This window comes from Scytonema hankhaensis NUACC26 (assembly GCF_045865695.1).
In the GTDB taxonomy this organism is placed as follows: Bacteria; Cyanobacteriota; Cyanobacteriia; order Cyanobacteriales; family Nostocaceae; genus Scytonema.
Genome location: NZ_BAACAP010000191.1, coordinates 44,739 through 65,840, shown reverse-complemented (window position 1 = coordinate 65,840; position 21,102 = coordinate 44,739). Strand labels below are relative to the sequence as shown.

Sequence of the window (21,102 nt, the reverse complement as noted above, 5' to 3'; positions counted from 1 at the left end):
GAGTTCATCCGTGCGCTGTTCCATGACACAAATGGTATTCCGTAGTTGCAGATGAACTCGAATGCGTGCTAAGGCTTCCTCATGCTGAATCGGTTTGGTGATGTAATCCACTGCACCCAAACTTAAGCCCTTGACTTTATCCACTGAGTCAGAAAGAGCAGTCATAAAAATTACCGGAATTTCGCGAGTGCTGGGATTGGCTTTGAGGCGTTGACAGGTTTCAAAACCATCAATTCCTGGCATCATGACATCTAATAAAATCAAGTTAGGTTTGGAGATTTGCAGGCGTTGCAGGGCAGTTTCACCACTTTTAGCGATCGCCACTCGGTAGCCCTGTTCGCTTAGCAGATCGAACAACACTTGCAGATTGGTAGGGGTGTCGTCCACAATTAAAATAGTGTTATCTTGAGTCAAATAATTTCCAGACATAATTACATAAATAATATAGTGAGTTAAGTTATAAATTAGACAACTACACAACCAGTTCAAGTAAACTCAGAATTGCTTCATCGTCAAACTTTTGGCTGAGTTCCAAAACCCGATTGGCAAAGGCAGCATACTCAGGTGCTACTTGCTTGATTCTGAGAGCTTCTTGTTGCACATCAGTCATGAATCCACCTCGAACAGCAGTGTGAAGGGCTGTGAGTTCTGTAAGCGGAGGTAGCACTATTTCTTCGTCATCACTGGTAGTAACTGCTTGGGTGCGTTCTGGTAAAGCTTCGTAAACCCATTGCAACTGCAAGAGTCGTTGTAATTCAGCGAGTAACCCCATAAACTCAATTGGTTTCGGAAAAAAGCAACTACACCCAGCATCCAGACTTGCCTGCATATCTACCTGAGATAAAGTGGCGGGGGAAGCGACGATGGGAGTGGTGGCAAAGTCAGGTAATTGACGTAGGCGGCGGGTCATTTCTAAACCATCCATGACAGACATATGTACATCAGTAATAATCAAATCGGGACGCATTTGCAGGGCAGTCTCTAAGCCTGCAAGTCCATTGTCTGCTTCTACCAGCTTAAAGCCCAAAGGTTCCAACATATTGACCACAACCAAGCGGTTTTCTGGGCGATCGTCGATCGCCAAAATTTTGCGTCGTTCGCCTAGATAGCCAATGACTTTTTGATGGTTCGCGTGTTCTACCGTCCAGTCAGAAGTCAAAAGCAAGTCTACTTCAAACCAGAAACAGCTCCCTTGACCGAGTATACTCTGAACTTGAATAGTGCTGCCCATCTTCTCGATAATCTGTTGGCTAATTGCCAAGCCCAGCCCAGTCCCTTCAATATTGCGTTCCCGTTTCCCTGCCTGCTCAAAAGGTAAGAAAATTGTTGCGAGTTTCTCTGCTGGAATACCAATACCCGTATCTTTGATCTGGAATCGAATCCGGCGGATGCAATCCGATTCCGTCGGCATATCAACGGGTTCGACCCGAAAAGTAACCGTGCCAACGTCGGTAAACTTGACGGCATTACTAAGCAAATTCAGCAGGACTTGCCGCAACCGTTTGTCGTCAGCATGGACGGCAACAGGCAGGTTCGCGGCGGGCTGGTAATGAAACTCCACACCTTTTTGCTCCGCTTTAACGCGACAAATATCAACGGTGGAAGCCAGGAAATTTGCTAGATGGAAGTCTTGGCGATAGAGTTCCATCTTTTGCACTTCCAACTTTGATAGATCTAAAATGTCATTGATGAGCGTTAACAGGTGGGAAGCACACTGGTAAATGACACCTAGCCCCTTAAGTTGCTTAGTAGTTGTGGCGGGGTCGCGTTGGAGAATTTGGGCGTAGCCGAGAATGCCATTAAGTGGAGTCCGCAATTCGTGGTTCATGTTGGCGAGAAATTCGCTCTTAATACGGTTGGCAACTTCAGCGGTTTCCTTTGCCTGTCGCAGTTCTGCTGTACGTTCTTCCACCCTTTGTTCTAGTTCTGCCTTGCTTTTTTCTGAAGCAGCGAATGAATCGCGCAGTCGTCCTGCCATTTGATTGAAGGAATGGGCAAGACCGTTAAGTTCTTGAATATTTCCCCCTGGGACGATTTGGTCTAAATCTCCAACTGCCACAGCCTGACTTGCCTGATTCACTCGCCAAATAGGAATTGCTATCCAACGCGATGTAAATATGCCGAGCACCGTTGCTACAGCCAACGCCAAAACACAAAGCCAAAGAGTCGTTTGGGTGTTGGCGTTGATTTGTCCCATGAAACTGCTTTCTGGGACGCTGGTGACAACAAACCATTCTAAGCCATATCGATCGCGCCAAGGAGCAATCTGCACGTGATAAGGCTCTCCTCGAATGTTCATTTTCAGGTTTTGACGATCGCTTAGGGTGTGAAGGTTGGGAATGCTTTGTTGAAGTTGCTTCGCTACTTCTTGCACGACTGGATTGGGGCTGTCTGTTGCTTTAAAGCGTTTAATTTCCTTGTTGGCGACTATGAAAGGTTGTTCTTTGGCAGAATTAGCTACTAACATCCCATCCCTCTCCAGGATAAATACTTGCCCAGAGCGATCGATTTCTAAATTACGTAGAAATTCACTCAGTTTCAACAGATGAATATCGATTACCATAACGCCTAACAGTTTGTGGTTGGCATCATACACTGGGTGACTTGCTGATGCTGCAACGTAGGGAGGGTAGGCGGGATCGTAGTAAGTGTAGATTTTAGTCCAAGTGGGTTTCCCAGCTTTGATGGGTTTGGTGTAGGTACTTTCGTTGAGAGTATCCCAGGTGCTGGTGGCGAGGATTTGAGTGGGGTTACCATCCCGATCTGTCGAGTAAGTCGTCACATTCTTTGGCAGACTGGGGGTTTTGGCAGCTATATCATCGATGGTGACAGTTTTGCCATCATAACGAGCAGCACCAATTGCCTCCCCTGTGGGTAGATTTATGGCAATGTAGGTTAGGTGATAGACTTGCATTTGCTGCCAGAAGTATTTGCCAATGGTTTTGCGCTCTCGCCCTTTCAATAATCCCAAACGCAAAGCATTGGCATTAATTTGGTTGACTTGATGGGGAAGTCCTAGGTACATATCCAAATGACTATTTACCTGGTAACTAGTGCGCTTTGTCAACTGCTGTGCCAGATCCTGAACCGCTTTCTCACCGTTTTTGAATGACAAATATCCAACTAGTCCCACCGCACCCAAAATTTGTAACACAAAGGGTACAATTAATACCCATTGTAAGGGGAGTGCTTTGGTATGCTGGTATGAGAAATTCTGCTTCATAACTGACAGAGCTTAGGCATTAAGGGATGACAGATACTGCCACTACTCCACAACCAGTGGAATTTAGACAATACCTTCATTAGATATAGTTCCCAAATTGACTGACTCGAATCACAACGTTTACTACAATTTATCAGCAACGTTTAAGCAACTCCCTTACCTAGGGGTCACCGTTCCGAAACAGAAATTTTTTACGAAGATGGCTGAAACTAAGATCGTCGAAAATTTTTCTGCACATTATCCGCACTCATAGCTTTGCCAACAATCACGTTCAACTGTGCTCCAAGCAGCATACATAAGGAACTTAAATTGAGCCAAAGAAGTAACACAATTCCTGCACTTAGGGTTCCGTAGGTAAGATTGTAATCACTGAAATGATTTATATAAGTGCGAAATAATCTGGAAACAGTTTCCCATAGCAATGCACCAATTATTGCTCCAGGTAGTAAGGGGGTTCCTCTTCGCCATCGACTCGGACCAAATCGGTAGACTAAACTAAAGGCTACGGCTAACATTGCAAGTGTTAAAACCCAATTAAAAAGTCTCCAAATTGATAGAATACCAGATGCTGGAATTGCACCGAATAAGAGTGCAAACTTTATAAGTAAATCGCTTACAAATGCCAGAAATGAGGCAGACATGACTAAGGAGATCGTGCCAAGTGTGAGACCGAGAGCGATGATTTTTGCCAACCAAAAAGGGCGTCGCTGCTTAATTGGTATTTGATAAATTTGGTCTAAAGCACTCATAGCTGTGTTGATAGCACCAGAAGCAACCCAGAGTGCAACAGCACAACTTATGAAAACTACTTTTTCACCTTGAGGGAGTCTAATTGTACTAAGAAATTCTTCAATTAACTTTAAAACTGGTTCGGGCGCAATGCTTAGGACTTGGCGTGGTAAAAAGTCAACTGTTTCTTGAGAAATTGCCAACATCCCAATGGCAGCTAAAATCGCTACGAGGCTGGGAAACAGTGCCAACAGGTTGTTGTAAGCCATTTCTGCTGATAGACCGAACAATCGTTGTTTGCCAGTTTCTACAATGACCTGTTTGAGTATTTTCCAGTTCAGGTGGCGAAAGAAACGAAAAAAGCGAGTGGATAGCATTGTATCAGATATTTCAAGCTCAACTTTCTTGAATTCTGTCTCATTTATCCACTGTTAAGTAGGTGAGCGCAAATATTTATCTTTGAGAAAAACCAACTACTCCCTACTCCCTATCCCCTACTGTTGTTGTATCCTACCATCCTCCATGCGAACAATGCGATCGGCGATGTCTAGGATGCGGTTGTCGTGAGTCACAAGGAGAACAGAACAGCCCTCTTCTTTAGCAAGGCGCTGTATAATATCCACCACGTCTCGTCCTGTTTCATAATAAAAAAGATTCGATCGCACTTATCTATTGGCATAATCTTTAAGGAATAGCAACCCAAAGTAATTTCATTCTTAGGACTAAGATAACTATCTTTCTTTGAGCAGTAGATTTGGGTGGAGCAAAAAAAATAAAGTTCTTTTTAACATCTCCGCTTAACATTTTGGGAGTTTAATTATGCGGATTGCTCAAGTTGCCCCTTTATGGGAAAGGGTTCCACCTCCAGCTTATGGAGGTATTGAGTTAGTCGTGGGGCTACTAACTGATGAACTGGTTCGACGCGGACATGAAGTTACGCTATTTGCATCGGGAGATTCTCGGACTCTTGCTAAATTAAAATCCGTTCATCCCGTAGCTATAAGACTCGATCCAGAGGTAAAAGAATATAGCGTTTATGAGTCCTTACAATTGAGCTGGGTGTACGAGCAAGCGCAGGAATTCGATATCATTCACTCTCATATGGGCTACGCTGCATTGACTTATGCAAATTTAGTAAAAACATCTACAATACATACATTACACGGAATTTTTACACCTGATAACGAAAAACTATTTCAACACGCACGCTCTCAACCATACGTTAGTATTTCTAATTCCCAACGAGAATCAAATTTAGCTCTAAATTACGCTGCAACAGTTTACAATGCTATTGATGTCAATAGCCATAAATTTTATCCCGTTCCGGATAATCCACCATATCTAGCTTTTCTAGGTCGAATGTCACCAGAAAAGGGTCCTCATCTCGCAATTGCTATTGCTAAACAGGTGGGTTTACCATTGAGGATGGCAGGTAAAGTGGATGAGTTTAATAGAAAATTTTTTGAAAAAGAAGTTCAACCTCTCATTGATGGTCAGCAAATTCAGTATTTAGGTGAAGCCGACCACAACATGAAAAACGAACTTATGGGTAGAGCGATCGCAACCCTATTTCCCATTACCTGGCGAGAACCATTTGGCTTGGTGATGATTGAATCAATGGTAGCGGGTACACCCGTGATTGCAATGAACATTGGGTCTACGCCAGAGGTAATTGCCCACGAGCAGACAGGCTTTTTGTGCAATAATTTAGAAGAATGCGTTCAAGCTGTCAGGAAAGTTGCAGAGATAGACCGTTACACCTGTCGTACCTATGTTGACAACCGCTTTAACGTTCAAAACATGACAGATGGCTATGAGGCTGTCTATCGTCAAATGTTAGCGTCAAAGTTTGTTCAAAATCGACCTTTGCACAAATTGAAAGTCCCTGCTACCGCCATGAGTATACCCCAGTCATCGCGCCTAAAAGGAGAATTTCTGGATGCAGTTTGAGGGACATACGGTTATTACCGCAGGCAGTGAGACACTTGAGCAAATTGCGGTGTTGGAAGATAAAACCAATATTGTTGCGTACTTTTGTTAACTATTTTTGTAGGTAGGGCTATGCCGCACGTTCGATATTGGTGGGCTGTCTTCCCTACCTACGCCTAGTTTCACGAATTCGCAGCTTGCATAACTAATGACTAACTACTACCTGTTACTGAAGAAATTCCTCCACGTCTTCGAGTTCCTCTAAATCTTCTAATTCCACCTCATCCTTAGTACTTACCGCATACTCTTTGGCTAATGTAGCAAAGGGAAAAGGAAACGGCAAAGAAACATCATCTGCAAAATAAGGCCAGCGATTTCTAAGACTGTGGACAAAACCAGCTAGTTTATCGCGTTCAATTCCTGGATAATGTACAATAGCGATTTCTAAAAGTTTAGGATTGCCAGCTGGTCTGCTACCATTATCCAGCCGAGACTGCGATCGGCGTAATAATTTCTGCTCTGTCTTCAGGAGTTTGCGTAAACTGAAATAAACTGCATTCTCGGCACGATCGCATACATTTTGCCAGCGAAAGATACCACCTATACTACTTCTGCTACTAGGAGAATCTTTGACAATAGCAACCGGAACTTCATCATTGTTAGCAACTCTCAACCGTACCATCCACAAACGATTTGTCTCTGATTCTGTTAAATCAAGTCCTTTAGGTAAACCATTGGCTGGCAATTCAGGGTTGTGTAGCCATGTCAACATCTTTCGGGCATTTTGAGCTTCTGCCATAAATAGTACGCGGGGATATTGATGCTGTTCAATTTGGGTACTTAAACAATCTCGTAAACAATGAGTAACAAATTTATTGAGAAGCTTTTGCTCTTGTTTGATATCACTTGACTTTTGTTCATCAGCATAGAAATCAGGGTTCCATTTTTCATAAACTAGGTCTTCCAATGCCTCTGGATACGAAACCCATGTGGGGAATAAAGAAGGGGTCGTCAGTTGTACTGTCCCTTTGATAGGGTTAACTCGTACCATCAGTGCTACTGTAGCAGCCTTGTTACTAGCGGTTGTTTTTCGCGTGCGACGTAAAATATAAAAGCAAGTTAGCCACATATTAGATTCTATGCCATCTTTTTCAGGATCGATTAAGGGAGCAGGTAGAATCCCGAATTGACGTAGTAAGTCTGTTACGGCTCGTCGCACACGATTTTGGTCACGCTCCTTTTCCCACTTCATACGTCCAGTCAAAGCGTGGAAGTGCTGATTAACATAACCAGCTTTCATTGCTCCAATTCGTAATGCTAATTTGGGGTCAGACTCTGGGGGAAAGTATGATTTCTTTGGTCTAATTTCAATTAATGCTCCACTTAGTCCTTCTGGTTTAGGCAAGGATGACTTAATCTTATTAATGCGTTCATCCATCAAATTAACGCGCTTTTGTTGCCGATTGTTGGCTTTGATCGAGGAATCGATATCAAGTTTTTGGGTAAGGTCTTGAACGTGCTGAGTTTTGATACGTAGAGAACCATGAGAACCTTGATAAATGATTTCTTCCCCTTGTGCTCCAGTAGGAGTTACATATGTTGTCGTTTCCCCTTTTAATGACAAGGAAAATAACTCACAAATTTCAGCAATCAGTGCATCTCGACATTCTTGAGTCTCCCACAAAATCAGTATTGAGTACAAGTGATTCTCAGTAGAGCGAAAGGTGGCTGGTATAACGATTTTTGCTCGCAGCATCGGAGTAGATAAATCATCACGGTTTTTAGGTTCTTTACTACCCCTCTTTTGTGGTTTTCCAGGTTCCCAAAAAGACACAAATTTGCCTGATATCATTATCGCCTCACCCACTCGGCTAACAGGAAAATTTTTTTGCTCAACCCTATTTTGAATAGCTCGATCCAAACTAGCTAAGTCCAATGGACTGACACCAGGCATACAAGGAGCATCACCGCGATGTCGGGTATCGTAAGCGATCGCAACTTGTATACCAGTGGGATTTTCACCAAATGCCGACCAGTTGTACTTTGGTTGTTGTGCTAGAGCTTCAGGCTCAGGGAGTGAGGAGTCGTTAATTTTCAACAGTTCGCTGATGGCTCTAGACCATTGCGCTTTCCTTCCCAGGCGCTTCATAGCTAGAGGAATAAAACAAAATGGTTGGTCTAAGCCATCTAACCAGCGTCGATTATCACCAATGTATGCACTAGCACCTCGGTAAGGGAGACGTTCTAAAGGTTCAGCGATCCAACGTCGAATTGAAAGCTGATGGTAAATCATCGGCTGACTCCGCCAAGGAACTGTGTGTAGTTTGAATTGAATAACAAACGAGATGTATGCTTCGCCTATTACTTGTTCTTGCTTGATATCTTCTTCTTTAACAACCTTAATGAGTGGAACCCGATGAGGAGGCCATGACATAAGTTCGGCTCCTTGGTCGAGCCTAACGACTTGGTAAAATGTGAGTTGATATGGAGCATTTCCATCGAAGCAGATAGTTGGATTTTTGAGGAATTCTTTAGCAAGATAATTTGGTAAAACCTGAAAACGAAAATCAATTTTATATTCACTGTCTTGTTGATACCAGAATGGATTGGTAATTGGTTCTTCTTCCCAACACCAATCATCATCGTTGAGATTTTCAAGACGAGAATCAACCTCTTCTTCCCCCAAGCACCAACTAAATTCCTCTCGCAACCAATCTTTAACAAATATTGGCAACAAGGCGATATTCACAACTTCGGTTGCAAACAACCAAGGAATGCCAGGACGTTGCCAACCAAAACGTTGGGTTTTGATAATTTGGGGGAAACTAGCGGTAATAATGGGGTCAACAGAGGAAACTGGAACAGACGAATATTTTGAAAAGCCCCCATTAGCACGCTTGGAAGCTAAAGATTGAGCGACTTGCTGCCATGCGGTAGGAACGTGGAGAGAAAAAATTTCGTACTTCACATCATCCTGCTTTGGTTCCCAAGCTCCAGGGAGAATATTGTTAACTTTGCTCATAATCTAATTTTTTTGTTTGTTTAAGTGCATTGAAAAATGCTCCGTAGAGCGATGTTGCCAAAGTTGTTTCCCAAGGAGCTTTTCCTTGTGGGTTCAGCGCGTTTTGCAATTCACTAAGAATGCCAACCAAAAGGGAGGTGTATTCGCGGTCTTGTTCATCTTCGGCTGATTGTGGTGCAAATTTTTTATCCAGAAAATGGACTATGCAGGGAACATTACCACGTACCAAGCGACCGATAACTTGCCAAATACTTACCAGTTGAGTCCAGCAAAGAACAGAACGTTCTTTTGGAGTCAATTGCTTAAAAGACATTCCCCGACAGTTCAATTCAATCATTTCCGCGATCGCTGCTTGGTAAAATTTGTCTTCAACTTTTGTTAAAGTTAGAAATTCACCAGAGGTTAGAAGCGAATCGTAAAGACTGGGATTGGAAGCATTTTGCAACGCCCAATCATTGAGTTGCTGAACAGTCGTTTGCCAATCATCAGGAACAGGCATAGGTCGGCAGAGGAATACCGCCGCCCCAAATGCTGCTATCCGTCGATCGTTGAGAATATTGTGACCCCGTTCCAATGCCATCAATGGTGCAACAACAATCCTTGTTGGGAGTTCTTTGAGTTCCCGAATTTGACTCCGACGAATACCTCTCCACTCAGCCGGAGCATTGTCACGACGCAGGACAGCAATGTCATCAATGTTTTCGACGCGGTAGTAAAGCGGTTTTAAAATGGTTTCAACTAACTCTGCTTCATCGTAACTGTTCGTAAGGAGCAAAAGGCGTTTTCTGTTTCCCCATTTTTCCCAGTCTTCCTGTTCTTTTGTTTCTAACGTCTCGAATAACTCATCAAGAAAGCTTTTTGCTTGTCCGGGTTTGTAACAAATAGCTTTCACCATCTCCTCAACTGCTTTTTTTCTAGCAGTAGGTAGCAGTCCAGACAAAGCGATATACTCTTCTACTAGATTCCGTTGAGGACTGAAGAAAAACTCGCTTTTGCCTATCCCTGCATTATCTGTAGTGTGATTGTTGGCAGCAGTTTCTAGCAATATCTTCGGTTGTTCCCGAATATGATAAGCTGGGCTTCCTGGAGCGTAACTGGTGCCAGAAATAAGCACTGTATGCGGTCCATCCCAATCGTCAACTACAAAAAGCGTGGGAAAATTAAGGAGCAAGTAGCGACCTACACCGACGTAGCGAAAGTACTCTAATTTACCACCTTTGTTAGCACGATCGCGTGTATACCTGAAGCCCAAAATATTACCAATAGGAGCAGATGGTATAACAGGTAAGTAATCCCGAGATGGGCGATATATAAGCGCGAGGCTTGTGTCATGTAAGTCGATAAAGCGATAGATTGTACTTAAGTTATCGACTAAAAAGACCAATCTATTGTCCAATACTGTGACAAGAATCGCAAAGTGAGTCTTGAGTTTGAGTTCCTCAAACCTAATCTCATCTGGTGTTGGTAAATTGTGTGTTTGCAGCCATCGCAACCACCATTCGCCAACTTCTTGTAACACCCAGCTTTCACTTTCCGTGCTGAGTAAACTTAAAGCTATATTTGCCAGTTCTTTTCCCCGACTGCGATTGAGAGGTGCTTGCAGAAATTCCCTAAACTCCTCGACGTATTGTTGTTGCTGTTTCCGTTTTTCAACAGAAGTTAACCCAGCTAAAACTTTTGATTGTCGGGCTTTGTTGCGTTGACTGCGAGTATGCTTAGATTTTTTTATCTGGGTTTCTTCTTGCAGTTGGTTATCAAGTTCACTGATAATGCGAGCAAACAGAGAATGACCAGTAAAAGGATCGTTTCCCAGCCATTCAACCAGTTTTGCTTGTTTATAAAGAAGGGGACAAATCCTGTTAATCGCTTTTTGAGCATCATATTGAGCGTTTGTCCACGCTTCAAACCACGACGCCGTCATACTGACACGGTTTGAATTGTAAATAGGTGCAAGATTCAGTCCCAACTTATTCAAAAATGAGTTTTCTGAGTTGTCTAACAACACTTCATCAGGCGCAAAAGCTTCATCTAACTGTACCTGTACCCGAGCGGCTTCATCAACAAAGAGAAAATTACACTCTCGGTAAATAACTTCAGCAAAAGTCAATTTTTCAGCAAGTAATTGACGGGGAACGCGGGTATGAATGAGACTAGCTGGGGTTAATACCCATAACTTAGCTGTAGCAATATCCCGTTCTAGTTCGTGACGCGGACATTTGTAATATAAAGGACATGTATGTTTATCTTCGGCGTCATCCTCTGCCCACTCATATAAATCTTCGTCTTCACGTTGTTGGGGAAAATTAGATTTTTGGTAAAGATTGTGACATGGTTCGTTGCCAAACTCCCATTTCTCCTCAGATTGTACCAAAGCGAGTATGGGACAAACAGGGCTAAACCAACGCCATGCTGGATGGTTGGCTCCTTTTTCAATTTCCTCACCTTTGGTTACTAAAATTGATTTGTAGACTTTTTCCAATTGTTGAAAGCGATCGCTTCCCAATACAGGAGCCGCAGGAATTCCCAAACCTTCTTGAAATAGAGAGGCGAGGCGCACGGCGGTGACAACATCATTAACAATCAATGCACAGCGATACCCCTGCTTAGTAAAGTGATAAATGAGAACTTCCAGCAGTGTGGATTTGCCCACGTTCAATAAACCAACAATGTGGAGTAGTCGCTCTAGTTGAAACTCATTACTAGGTTTGAAGTCATTTGTCAAGTTATTGTAGAGTTGTAGGGCAATTCCTCGGAGGCGTTCATCATAATTTTCTGAGTTGTACCCTGCTTGGAGAAGTTTTGCATCCATTTCCCGAGCATCTTGTCGCAACTCCTCTAAGTTAACTGTGTGAGGACGATTCCTCTGAGAGCGTGTACTTTGAAAAGATATTTGTGGTGAAAGAGCAAGATTTGCAATAGTTTCAGAAATATTGATAGGAACCTCTATAGGGGATTTTCCCTTATGAAAAATCTTGGCATACCAATGCCCAGCAGTGGCTAGTTTAACTTTTCGTGTTTGATGCTGTGGAGTTGTGGAAAGGGTTCGACAATACAGTTGTAAGCGATTGGGATAGGTGCTACATGGAATCAATTGCGGAACATTGCTACTGTCTGTTAATCTGAAGATTCTAATCATTACTGGGATGTTAATGTATTCAGAAAGACAGCGTTCCCATTGCTTACCCTTACGACGTACAAGATAAAAGCGGGCTTTTTGTACCAGTAGCCAGTTTTCATCGCTACTTTCAAGTGCAGGGACTGGAAAGCGATATCCCGAAAGTAAAGCTGATACAGAAGCCGCTGACTCTTCTGGAGCTACCTCCCTTAGTAAAGTTATCCCCAATTCCACATCAGCAATCAATCGAGCCAAACGTGATATCTCTCGCTGCTGTACTTTGGTGTTAGCATCGCGTAAATTAAATTGCACATGATGTTTTAAGTCCTCTGATTGATGCAGAGCTTTACACAATTCGTTGCTCCAATTGGAAATATCACGCATATTGGTTCTTGTTCAGAATCTTATCAGCTTGTTCGATGATTTCGCTAATTAACCGTAGGCGCAAACCACCTAATGTAGGCTCAAGTTGTTCGCGTCGCACTCTAACCCGCAACACTTGTTCTCGCTCATTCGGAAAAACGACAAAGGTTTCTGTAAAATCAGAGCGATACTGTAATTTCTGCTTGACTTTCTCCAAACGCCCCTCATCCAGATATGACCAATCTTTGACATCAATTGCCCAACAGACTTTTTTACTGAACTCGACAAGTAAATCAAATTCATCAATTTCTGGCCAAAGCGTTACGCGCCCGCCCCGCTGAGTCAGTGCTTGTGCTAATTCTAGTTCCCAAAGTCCAGGAAGAGTTCCATAACGATGTACGCCAGGGTTGACAACTTTTAAAGTTTCTGCATTATCTCTAGAAATAGTCGGTAACCAAGCAAGATGGCATCGAGCACTTATTTGTTCACACGTATGACTCCGGCAAATATAACTATTTTTGTATCGGTACATAACGTACTTACAACGCGGACAAAAGTAATAGGTTTTGTCTTCTACAAAATCAACTAGATCGACATAAATTTGCAGTAAAAAATCGCGCAGGGGTCTCAGTTCAGTTGACGATAGGATGCGACGAAATTCAGGGTAAGGAAGAACAGGACACTCGATAATCAGCTTCCGCAGAGCTACGTATTGCTCTTCTAGCTGGTTTGCGCGGCAGTATTCCCAAACATCTTGCAGAACTTTTTCCTGTACCTGCATTTCTACTTCAGAACCTGTAACCTGCCATTGCAAGGCAAAGTCGGAAACTGAGCCGTCTTCTATCAAGGTGACTTCCGACGAAAGATGTTTAATCTCTGTTGCGGGTTTCCACTCAGCAACTGGATTTTTTGCCCAGTTAAAAAATTCTGGAATATTCGCAGGAGCTTGTTCATCTCCTTGTAGTAAAGATGTTAAATACATTTGGGACATTCCGAGACGAAGGGCTTTTGGGATATGCGCTCTGTTCATAAATTCTCGTTTTTCCCACTCTGCTAATCCAGTTGCGAGATACCGCAATGTTTCCGTTACGGGTATTTGTAGTCCAGTTTCAATTTTCGGGTCAGGGTTGAGCAAACGAAGACTACGGGCAACATTATCATCCCAATCCACATCAATGCCTCGCATTGTCTGCAACCAACGTTGAAGCGTTGCTCTTTGACGGGGTTGCATTTCCAATTCAACACACAACTCTTCTAGAGTGGGTGCCTGTTCGTGGATACGAAACCATTCTCGGAGTGCTTGCAGAATTTTGTCTCTATTTCTAGTAACTTTTTTCATCGGTTTCCCTTTTATTCGCCTTTGTGTGACCAATACTGACACCCCCTTACTGATAGGTCAACAAAATTTTTCGATGTTTCCATAATGTTTCCAATGTTTCAAATCATATATTAACTTGATGGTCAAAAATATGTTAACCTCTAGGGTTAACAAGTTTTTAGAATTTGTGGTAAGATGGACATAATGTTTAAAAACAAAAAATTTGAAAAAGAGTGCAATGACCAGAGGCTTCTCGAAAAAAACCACGGTAGTGTTAGAGCAAAGCGGATTCGGCTAAGGCTAGATGCTTTACGCGATGCTAATGTACTTGAAGATATGCGAAATCTTCCAGGACGTTGCCACGAATTACTTTACGATCGTACAGGTCAGTTATCGTTGGATTTAGACCATCCATATCGGCTGATATTTGAACCAGCAAATGAACCAATTCCTACAACATCTGATGGTGGTATCGACTGGACTAAAATCACTGCCGTGAGAATACTCGGAGTAGAAGATACACATGAGTAACAAAATTCAAAATCAGTATATGCCAAACTACGTTTCTCTACCTGGGGAGACTCTTCAAGAAGTTCTTGAAGAACGTGGGATGTCCCAGGCAGAGCTGGCAGAAAGAACAGGTAGACCAAAAAAAACGATTAACGAAATTATTAATGGAAAAGCAGCAATTACTCCGGAGACAGCATTACAGTTGGAGCGAGTTTTAGGAATTCCAGCTAGTTTTTGGAATAATCGCGAAAGACGATATCGGGAAGCTTTAGCAAGGATAGAAGAACAAGATCGCCTACAAAAGCAAGTTGCTTGGCTCAATGCATTTCCTGTTAAAACCATGATTCAGCTGGGCTGGATTCAGTGCTATCAAGATAAGGTTGAACAACTAGGAGAATTGCTCAATTTTTTCGCCGTCGCCTCCCCTGAACAATGGGAGGCAATATGGTGCAGCACTGACGTATTTTTCCGCAAATCACAAGCATTCCAAAGTGACTTGAGTGCCGTTACTGCTTGGTTGCGTCGCGGAGAAATTGAAGCAGCTGAGATTCCTTGTGCTATCTACGATGCCAACAAGTTTAGAAAGGCACTACAGCAAATCCGCTCTCTAACTGCGAAACCACTGAAAATTTTTCAACAAGAAATCGTGCAGTTATGTGCTGAAGCTGGAGTGGCTGTAGTTTTTGTACCGCAACTTCCCAAGACACGAACCTATGCCGCGACTCGTTGGTTGAATCCTAATAAGGCGCTGATTCAGCTTAGCCCGCGCTACAAGACTAACGACCATTTGTGGTTTTCGTTTTTCCATGAGGCAGGACACATTTTGCTACATGGCAAGCGCGATATTTTCCTTGAGGGCAAAAGCGTTCAAGGTATCGAAGAAGAAGAACATGAGCAGGAAGCAAATAAATTCGCTGCGGATATTCTCATTCCCCCTGCTGAGTTGAAGCGTTTTTTGACAACAAACCAACAAAGGAATAAAGCAGACATCTTGCAGTTTGCAACTGAAATAGGTATAGCACCAGGAATTGTGGTTGGGAGACTTCAGCATGATGGAGTTTTACCGCCCAATTATTACAATGACTTGAAACAAAAGTTTGAGTGGGTGTTTAATGAACGGGAGAGTTAAAACACATCTGCTGGATCGGCAGAGCGAAGTTTACCAGTGGCGATTGCTCCAGACATAGCACACATTACCAAAATAGAGCGAGGCTCAACCATAGTAACAACAGCGTTTTCGTTTGTACATAGTATATCTTGAGTGATAGAAGAATCATTAATGACTAAAGTAATGAGATGGGACTCTTCCAGAATCCCGACTTTGCAGAAGTTGTCGGGAATCTAACTCCTAATGAATGATTTAGAATTGCTATAGCAATCTTATTTGATTTATGAATACAAGTAGGTAGGGCTAAAGCCCACCATTAGAGTTTTTGGTGGGCTTTAGCCTTACCTACTGCTATATATTATAGGTAGTAATAAATTTATACTTATGATACAAGCCAGCAATAATGAAGTAACCTTAGCAGATATTGCCCAGCGATTGAGCAAGATAGAGCAAGAATTGAACAGAAATGTCTCGCTGTGTCCCCACCCATAATTTTAATTTAGGTGGGGTAAGCGAAACCAATATAAAAGGCGGGCTAAGGGGGATCGTGTGTAGCAATCATTTCGTGAAATGGTATGACTCAGAGCTTTTGGTGCGTCTACAGCCCATGAGATGCGGCTATCATTAACACCTCTCGCACCCACCAGAGTTTCTCCTAATAGATTTCCCACCTCTTTGCTTGCAGTTGTGACAGTGCTGAAAAGAGCCTATGCTCCTTCCGTCACAACCTCTGCCCGTATAGCAAGTCCCTTTAGTTCTATCTTGGCGACCACCACCTTGACCTCTGCGATCGCCACCTCTACCTCCGCGATCGCCACCGCCACCTCCGCGACCGCCACCTCTACCTCCGCGACCACCACCTCTACCTCCTCGTTCCAACCCCGCTTGTTCAATATCTCCCTCGAAATAAGCTTCTAAATCTTTGGCTATTTCCTTTAAAGATATACTTTCCAAGTTGGGATGTAGTTCAGATTCAATGCCCTCTAATTCCTCTGGTAACAATTCTAGGGCTTCTAGTTCTGCTTCTGAGAACAATTCCAAGTTTTCGACTTTCTGTGTTGTCATAATTTACTCCTAAAGAAGTTGAGTTTGTCTGTTAGCATCTGCGAAATATGCCAAATATTTGACCTTAACAAGCGTGTTATTGACCTAAACCTTTCTCATCCACAAAGAATGCATTGTATTGGAGTAATAATTTTTGTAGGGACAGGGTTACGTACTGCCCCTACTGTGTATTACATCCGAATGAAAATTACGTTCAGACTAAATAGCACCTTTTACCATCTTTGTGATTTTATCTTCTGCGTCTAGCAAACAAAGACCCACCGATAAATGGGACAAGCCACCAAAATTCTGCTCCTGCTGGAATTTCTTCTGGCTTTAACCCAGCTTGCTTGCAAATAGCAGAGAAAAGGCGAGCCACAATTGGAGGAACAAAAATGGCAGACATCCATCTAAAATGGGTTGGCAATGTCTTAGTAATGATTGGAGTCAACAGTTGAGTGACGGCATTGGGACCTTTGCGACAAGCCGCTTGCAGTTTGGCACGAGTTCTCGGGTTGCTGGTGATTTTTTTCACTGCCTTTTTGATTAAAACTGCGAACACTTTTGTTAGTTGTCGATTTACATAACTGCTAGGAGTACGACGTTCGAGGTCTCCCTCCATCTCAGCCTCTACATCTTCAGCTACACTCTCGAAAGATACACTTTCTAAGTTTTCCTCTAGCTGAGATTCAATCTCGGCTTCTAATGACTCAGTTTCAATACTTTCTATGTCTGCCTCAGAGAACATTTCTAGTTGTTCGAGTGAATTTGCGGCTGTGAATGTTGCCATGATTATCTCCTGTGAAAAGATGAGTTTTTTTGCAAGTTGAATGAACGGGTATTTGTCTTCGTCTCCTTATAACGGAGGAATGAGGTTGAGTCAGTGTAAGCGTAGTTGGTCTAACTAAAATTTTGATTAGTCAGACTAACTAGCTTCACTTAGCATTTGTCACCCCTTACCAGTTGATTGAGACAAGACTAAAAAGATTAATTCCACCCTACAAATGCTGCTGGCATTTCTCCTGATTTCAACCCAGCTTGTTTACAAATAGCAGGGAAAAGGCGAGTTACAATTGGACGAACGTAGGTGGTAGGCATCCATCTAAAATAGGTTGGTAATCTCTTAGTAACGATTGGAGTCAACAGTTGGGTAACAGCATTAGGACCTTTGCGACAAGCCGCTTGCAGTTTGGCACGAGTTCTCGGGTTGCTAGCGATTTTTTTCACTGCATTTTTGATTAAGGCTGCAAACACTTTTGTCTGCTGTCGATTCGCATATCTGCTGGGAGTAAAACGTTCTAGGTCTCCCTCCATGTAAGCCTCTACATCTTCAGCTACAGTTTCAAAAGATACACTCTCAAGAGTTTCCTCTAGCTGAGATTCAATCTCTGCTTCTAAAGACTCAGTTTCAATGCTTTCTACATCTGCCTCGGAAAATAATTCTACATCTGCCTCTGATAATAATTCCATCTGTTCATTTACACCATTTGTTGTTACTGTACGAGTTGCCATGATTTCTCCTTTCAGAATTTGAGTTTTCTTGTTTAGAAGGTTTCGTTTGCGGAAAGTTATCATTAAATTAGTTGAAAAAATATGCGTTAAAAAATTTTGTTTTTGCATTTATTTCTAACTAATTTAATTGAAAAAAAAGACTTTGCTTTGAGAGCAATTCCTTTCGTTCTTTCCTAATATCAATAGTATTCTTAATTTATTTGATTGCTAATTAACTATTTTTAGGTATTAACAAAACAGGTATTTAACTATTTTTAGATATTCAGCACTATAGGAATCATAAATGATTTATAAGTACTGTAGGGTGGGCAATGCCCACCAAATATAGCTTTCGGTGGGCATTGCCCACCCTACGTATGTTGCAAAAATCAAATAGGATTCCTATATGTAAATCAAAAGCAGTAAGCGATCGCTTACTGCTTTTTACAGCGTTGTGCTTCTCTCCAAGCATGAGGGGTAGTTTTATGATAATTACGAAACTGAGAATAGAAATGATTGATATTTTGATAGCCGACTTCTAAAGCAATCTGATTAACGGAGCCATTAGTTTCTAACAATAAGATGCATGCTTGAGCTATCCGACGCTCAATAATCCAATCATTGACAGTTTTTCCAGTTAGTCTTCGCACTAAGTCTGTTAAGTAAGCTGAGGAATAGCCAACTGCTTGAGCTACTTCTTTCAGGCTAATACTCTGACAATAATTCAATTCAATGAACTCAAAGACTTCACGTAATTTGGGAATGGATGGAAATATGAACTCTTGAGTATTTGATTTTTTACTAGACTCAGTAATAGAAGAATTTTCCAGTGCAAGATGAACGCGAACAAGACTCTTATCTGTAAAAATCACTTCAAATCCTGCTGTCTCTAAACATTCCATTAATAGTTTTTTAGTTTCAAGATTAGCATCGGTTACTAAAATATCTGTCATTAAAATATCTGTCATTTGCCCTCCTACTAATATTTAATAGACTCAAGAACCTTTTAGAGGTTGTTTGAAAAGTGGTAGGCTGTGATTTTAGGCACTCATCGATCCCCCCTAGCCCCCCTTAAAAAGGGGGGAAAATATTCTTAAAGTCCCCCTTATTAAGGGGGATTTAGGGGGATCTTGAATGTTTTGCTACTGATAAAAGAACTTTTCAAACATCCTCTTAAGTTAAGAAATTCTAGGATTGATTAAGCTAGTCATTGGTCTGAAGGCTAGGTAATCATTCCTGAAAAAGATTAGATCTATCCGAAAATTGGCAAGATGACACTACGACTGGCTTACAGCATCAGGTGCTGGATTATAAAATCAGCCAGTTTGACAGAAAAACTAGAATTGGATCTGTTGTTTTGAGCACAGGGAGAAGCTTTAGGTAATTGCTTGTTTTTCCTGCTTCTATTTTTAGATACATTCAAGTTCAATCGACTTATACACTTGATAGGTCGTGTTAACCGAATATCGTCCAATAGCACCCGGTGTCACCAACAGCCGTAAAAGTCCTGAAACGGGAGCGTGGTAGCCCCGAAGTGATACAGTTCCTGAGTCATCTGTATAAGTTCACAAAACCAAACCATATATATATATGTACCTCTCCAGAACATTGGTAAAAAATGGTTTCTGGTGAAATAAGTTCGCTGTTGATTTCGTGTTTGATGAGAAACAAGGTAATTTTAAAACCTATGGTAGCACCGTCAAGATACTGGATAATGTGGATTATTGATTCTCCTAAAGTGGAAAATAATCAGCTAAAAGACGGCTACAAACCCAAAATAATCCACTTAGCACAGGAGTTTTTTAGGATACAATTTCCCAACTTAACCAGCCAACGCACACTATCGTCAGAAGAAAACAGGCATGTTCAAGCTGTTGTGTGGAAACTTTTTCGCTCAGCTTCCGATATCCGCGATCGCGCTTTTGCTGGGCTTTGTCTGAGATGCTATGTATCTCAGATAATTCTCATGAGCTGTAAAAAAATTCCTCACACCTGTAGACCCGAAGTTGAGAAGCCTTTCAGCTATATTGATTTGCTTCCATTCGTTTTAAATGACGATGGTAGAGAACTGGTGCTGTGGGATAGTGAAGAGCAAACTCAACTTATCTTGAATCATAATGACACAACTCGACCAATAGCTAGAGGAGGAGAGTTTTTTAGCGTTGAAATTTTGCGGAAATTTAATCCAACCTTAAGTTTTAGTGAAAGTTTAGATAATTGGACTTGGAGACTGACCCAACAAAATCAAAATTTAAGGTTATTTCTGTTGTGGGAGTTGGGGGTAGGAAGTCCTAGTGACTGGGCATTATTATGTAAACATATTCCCCGTTCTTTGGAATCGCATCTTGAAAAAGGTGACCGAGAAATTTTAGAGGCATTTCATGCAGTCTATCGCCGAGACAGACGCAACTCACGTGAAAAAGGACGTTGTTCTGAACCTACGCTAAATCAACTGCAGGAGATGTGCGATTTGTTGCGGCGACGAAATATCATTCATTCTCAGAGAAAACTAATTTGCCATCTCAAAAGAATCGCAGAAATCTTACGTCAGGACACGTTTTATAAGAAAACAGGTAGTCCTAAAACAATATCTATAGAAATGTATGATAACTCTAGTAATGATTCTGTTCCCAATTTAGAATTAGGTTATTACACTGATACCGCACTAGAGGAGATTGAATTAGAGCAATTGAAAGAGGATTGTCATGTTTTATTTGAAGAAGTCTTATATGAAGCGCTCTCAGAAGTGATTCGCCAAAAAATTGAAGATTTAAGAAAAAGCAAAGGTTACAAAAGTTTTGCTCAACAATTCCATAAAGGCTTGTTACTTTACTATCAAGAAGATAAATCTTTAGGGGATATTGCTAAATTGTGGGGTATACATTGGTGTCAAGCTAGACGGATATTTAAATTAGAAAATTTACTAGATAATGTTCAGTATAGAACCGAAAAAAAATTTCTTGATAAAATTTCCAAATTGCCAAACAGATATCGAGTAACAACAATTTGTACTAGCCCAGACTATCTAAAAAATGTTGCTGAAGAAATTAGAAATTATGCTTTGAATAAAACATTCACGGCTGCACGCGCTGAAATTATAAGCGGTAAAAAACAGAAAAAAAACAGTTTATTTGCTCAAATAATACGCCGCTATCTTAATAATTCAATTAAAGAAGCAGCCTGAACCAATTATTTCCCAAAAAAGACTTTTTTTGTAGTTTACTATAGGAACAATGAGCTAATATATGAT

The 21,102-nt window shown here is 41.7% G+C and carries 14 protein-coding genes and 1 pseudogene; 4 read left to right on the top strand and 11 right to left on the bottom strand.

The features are described 5' to 3' along the window. The 4 genes and pseudogenes from ACKTT2_RS20085 to ACKTT2_RS20070 form a co-directional block, all read right to left on the bottom strand. Positions 1-429 (bottom strand): response regulator (locus ACKTT2_RS20085; RefSeq protein WP_407890135.1); only part of this gene is annotated, 429 nt, incomplete at its 3' end. A 43-nt stretch (positions 430-472) separates the two neighbouring features. Beyond that, positions 473-3,223, bottom strand: a complete 2,751-nt coding sequence (locus ACKTT2_RS20080; protein ID WP_407890134.1) for a hybrid sensor histidine kinase/response regulator — start codon at positions 3,221-3,223, stop codon at positions 473-475. A 209-nt stretch (positions 3,224-3,432) separates the two neighbouring features. Next, positions 3,433-4,329 carry a YihY/virulence factor BrkB family protein gene (locus ACKTT2_RS20075; RefSeq protein ID WP_407890132.1) on the bottom strand — a complete coding sequence of 299 codons (897 nt, stop codon included), beginning with the start codon at positions 4,327-4,329 and terminating at the stop codon, positions 3,433-3,435. Positions 4,330-4,446: 117 nt separating this feature from the next. Then, positions 4,447-4,593, bottom strand: a pseudogene (locus tag ACKTT2_RS20070) (ABC transporter ATP-binding protein); the annotation flags it as partial. A gap of 178 nt (positions 4,594-4,771) precedes the next feature. Between ACKTT2_RS20070 and ACKTT2_RS20065 the strand changes: the two are divergent. Further along, entirely contained in the window at positions 4,772-5,902 is a 1,131-nt protein-coding gene (locus ACKTT2_RS20065; RefSeq protein ID WP_407890130.1) for a glycosyltransferase family 4 protein, read from the top strand. A 205-nt stretch (positions 5,903-6,107) separates the two neighbouring features. Here the strand turns inward: ACKTT2_RS20065 and ACKTT2_RS20060 are convergent, their stop codons facing one another. Genes ACKTT2_RS20060 through ACKTT2_RS20050 form a run of 3 tightly spaced genes read right to left on the bottom strand, consistent with a single transcriptional unit; the run spans position 6,108 to position 13,720 of the window. After that, entirely contained in the window at positions 6,108-8,903 is a 2,796-nt protein-coding gene (locus tag ACKTT2_RS20060; protein WP_407890128.1) for a pPIWI_RE module domain-containing protein, read from the bottom strand. Then, complete coding sequence (locus tag ACKTT2_RS20055) at positions 8,890-12,402, bottom strand: pPIWI_RE_Z domain-containing protein (protein WP_407890126.1); 3,513 nt, start codon at positions 12,400-12,402, stop codon at positions 8,890-8,892. The genes ACKTT2_RS20060 and ACKTT2_RS20055 overlap by 14 nt, the downstream gene beginning before the upstream one ends. Beyond that, positions 12,395-13,720, bottom strand: coding sequence for a restriction endonuclease-related protein (locus ACKTT2_RS20050; RefSeq protein ID WP_407890124.1), 1,326 nt, complete (start codon positions 13,718-13,720; stop codon positions 12,395-12,397). The genes ACKTT2_RS20055 and ACKTT2_RS20050 overlap by 8 nt, the downstream gene beginning before the upstream one ends. Before the next feature lie 183 nt (positions 13,721-13,903). On the opposite strand from ACKTT2_RS20050, the gene ACKTT2_RS20045 reads away from it, so the two are divergent. Both ACKTT2_RS20045 and ACKTT2_RS20040 read left to right on the top strand, forming a co-directional pair. Continuing rightward, positions 13,904-14,230 carry a type II toxin-antitoxin system RelE/ParE family toxin gene (locus ACKTT2_RS20045; protein WP_407890122.1) on the top strand — a complete coding sequence of 109 codons (327 nt, stop codon included), beginning with the start codon at positions 13,904-13,906 and terminating at the stop codon, positions 14,228-14,230. Further along, positions 14,223-15,338, top strand: a complete 1,116-nt coding sequence (locus tag ACKTT2_RS20040) for a HigA family addiction module antitoxin (RefSeq protein ID WP_407890120.1) — start codon at positions 14,223-14,225, stop codon at positions 15,336-15,338. The genes ACKTT2_RS20045 and ACKTT2_RS20040 overlap by 8 nt, the downstream gene beginning before the upstream one ends. Before the next feature lie 603 nt (positions 15,339-15,941). On the opposite strand, the gene ACKTT2_RS20035 is transcribed toward ACKTT2_RS20040, so the two are convergent. From ACKTT2_RS20035 to ACKTT2_RS20020, 4 genes are all read right to left on the bottom strand, one after another. Continuing rightward, entirely contained in the window at positions 15,942-16,382 is a 441-nt protein-coding gene (locus ACKTT2_RS20035) for a hypothetical protein (RefSeq protein WP_407890118.1), read from the bottom strand. Between the two features lie 229 nt (positions 16,383-16,611). Next, entirely contained in the window at positions 16,612-17,151 is a 540-nt protein-coding gene (locus tag ACKTT2_RS20030) for a hypothetical protein (protein WP_407890116.1), read from the bottom strand. Positions 17,152-17,348: 197 nt separating this feature from the next. Then, positions 17,349-17,873 (bottom strand): hypothetical protein, encoded by a 525-nt coding sequence (locus ACKTT2_RS20025; RefSeq protein WP_407890114.1) that lies wholly within the window; start codon positions 17,871-17,873, stop codon positions 17,349-17,351. 413 nt (positions 17,874-18,286) lie between these two features. Then, positions 18,287-18,820, bottom strand: a complete 534-nt coding sequence (locus tag ACKTT2_RS20020; protein ID WP_407890112.1) for a helix-turn-helix domain-containing protein — start codon at positions 18,818-18,820, stop codon at positions 18,287-18,289. A 719-nt stretch (positions 18,821-19,539) separates the two neighbouring features. Here ACKTT2_RS20020 and ACKTT2_RS20015 point away from each other — a divergent pair. After that, positions 19,540-21,036, top strand: a complete 1,497-nt coding sequence (locus ACKTT2_RS20015; RefSeq protein ID WP_407890109.1) for a hypothetical protein — start codon at positions 19,540-19,542, stop codon at positions 21,034-21,036. Positions 21,037-21,102 lie beyond the last annotated feature (66 nt).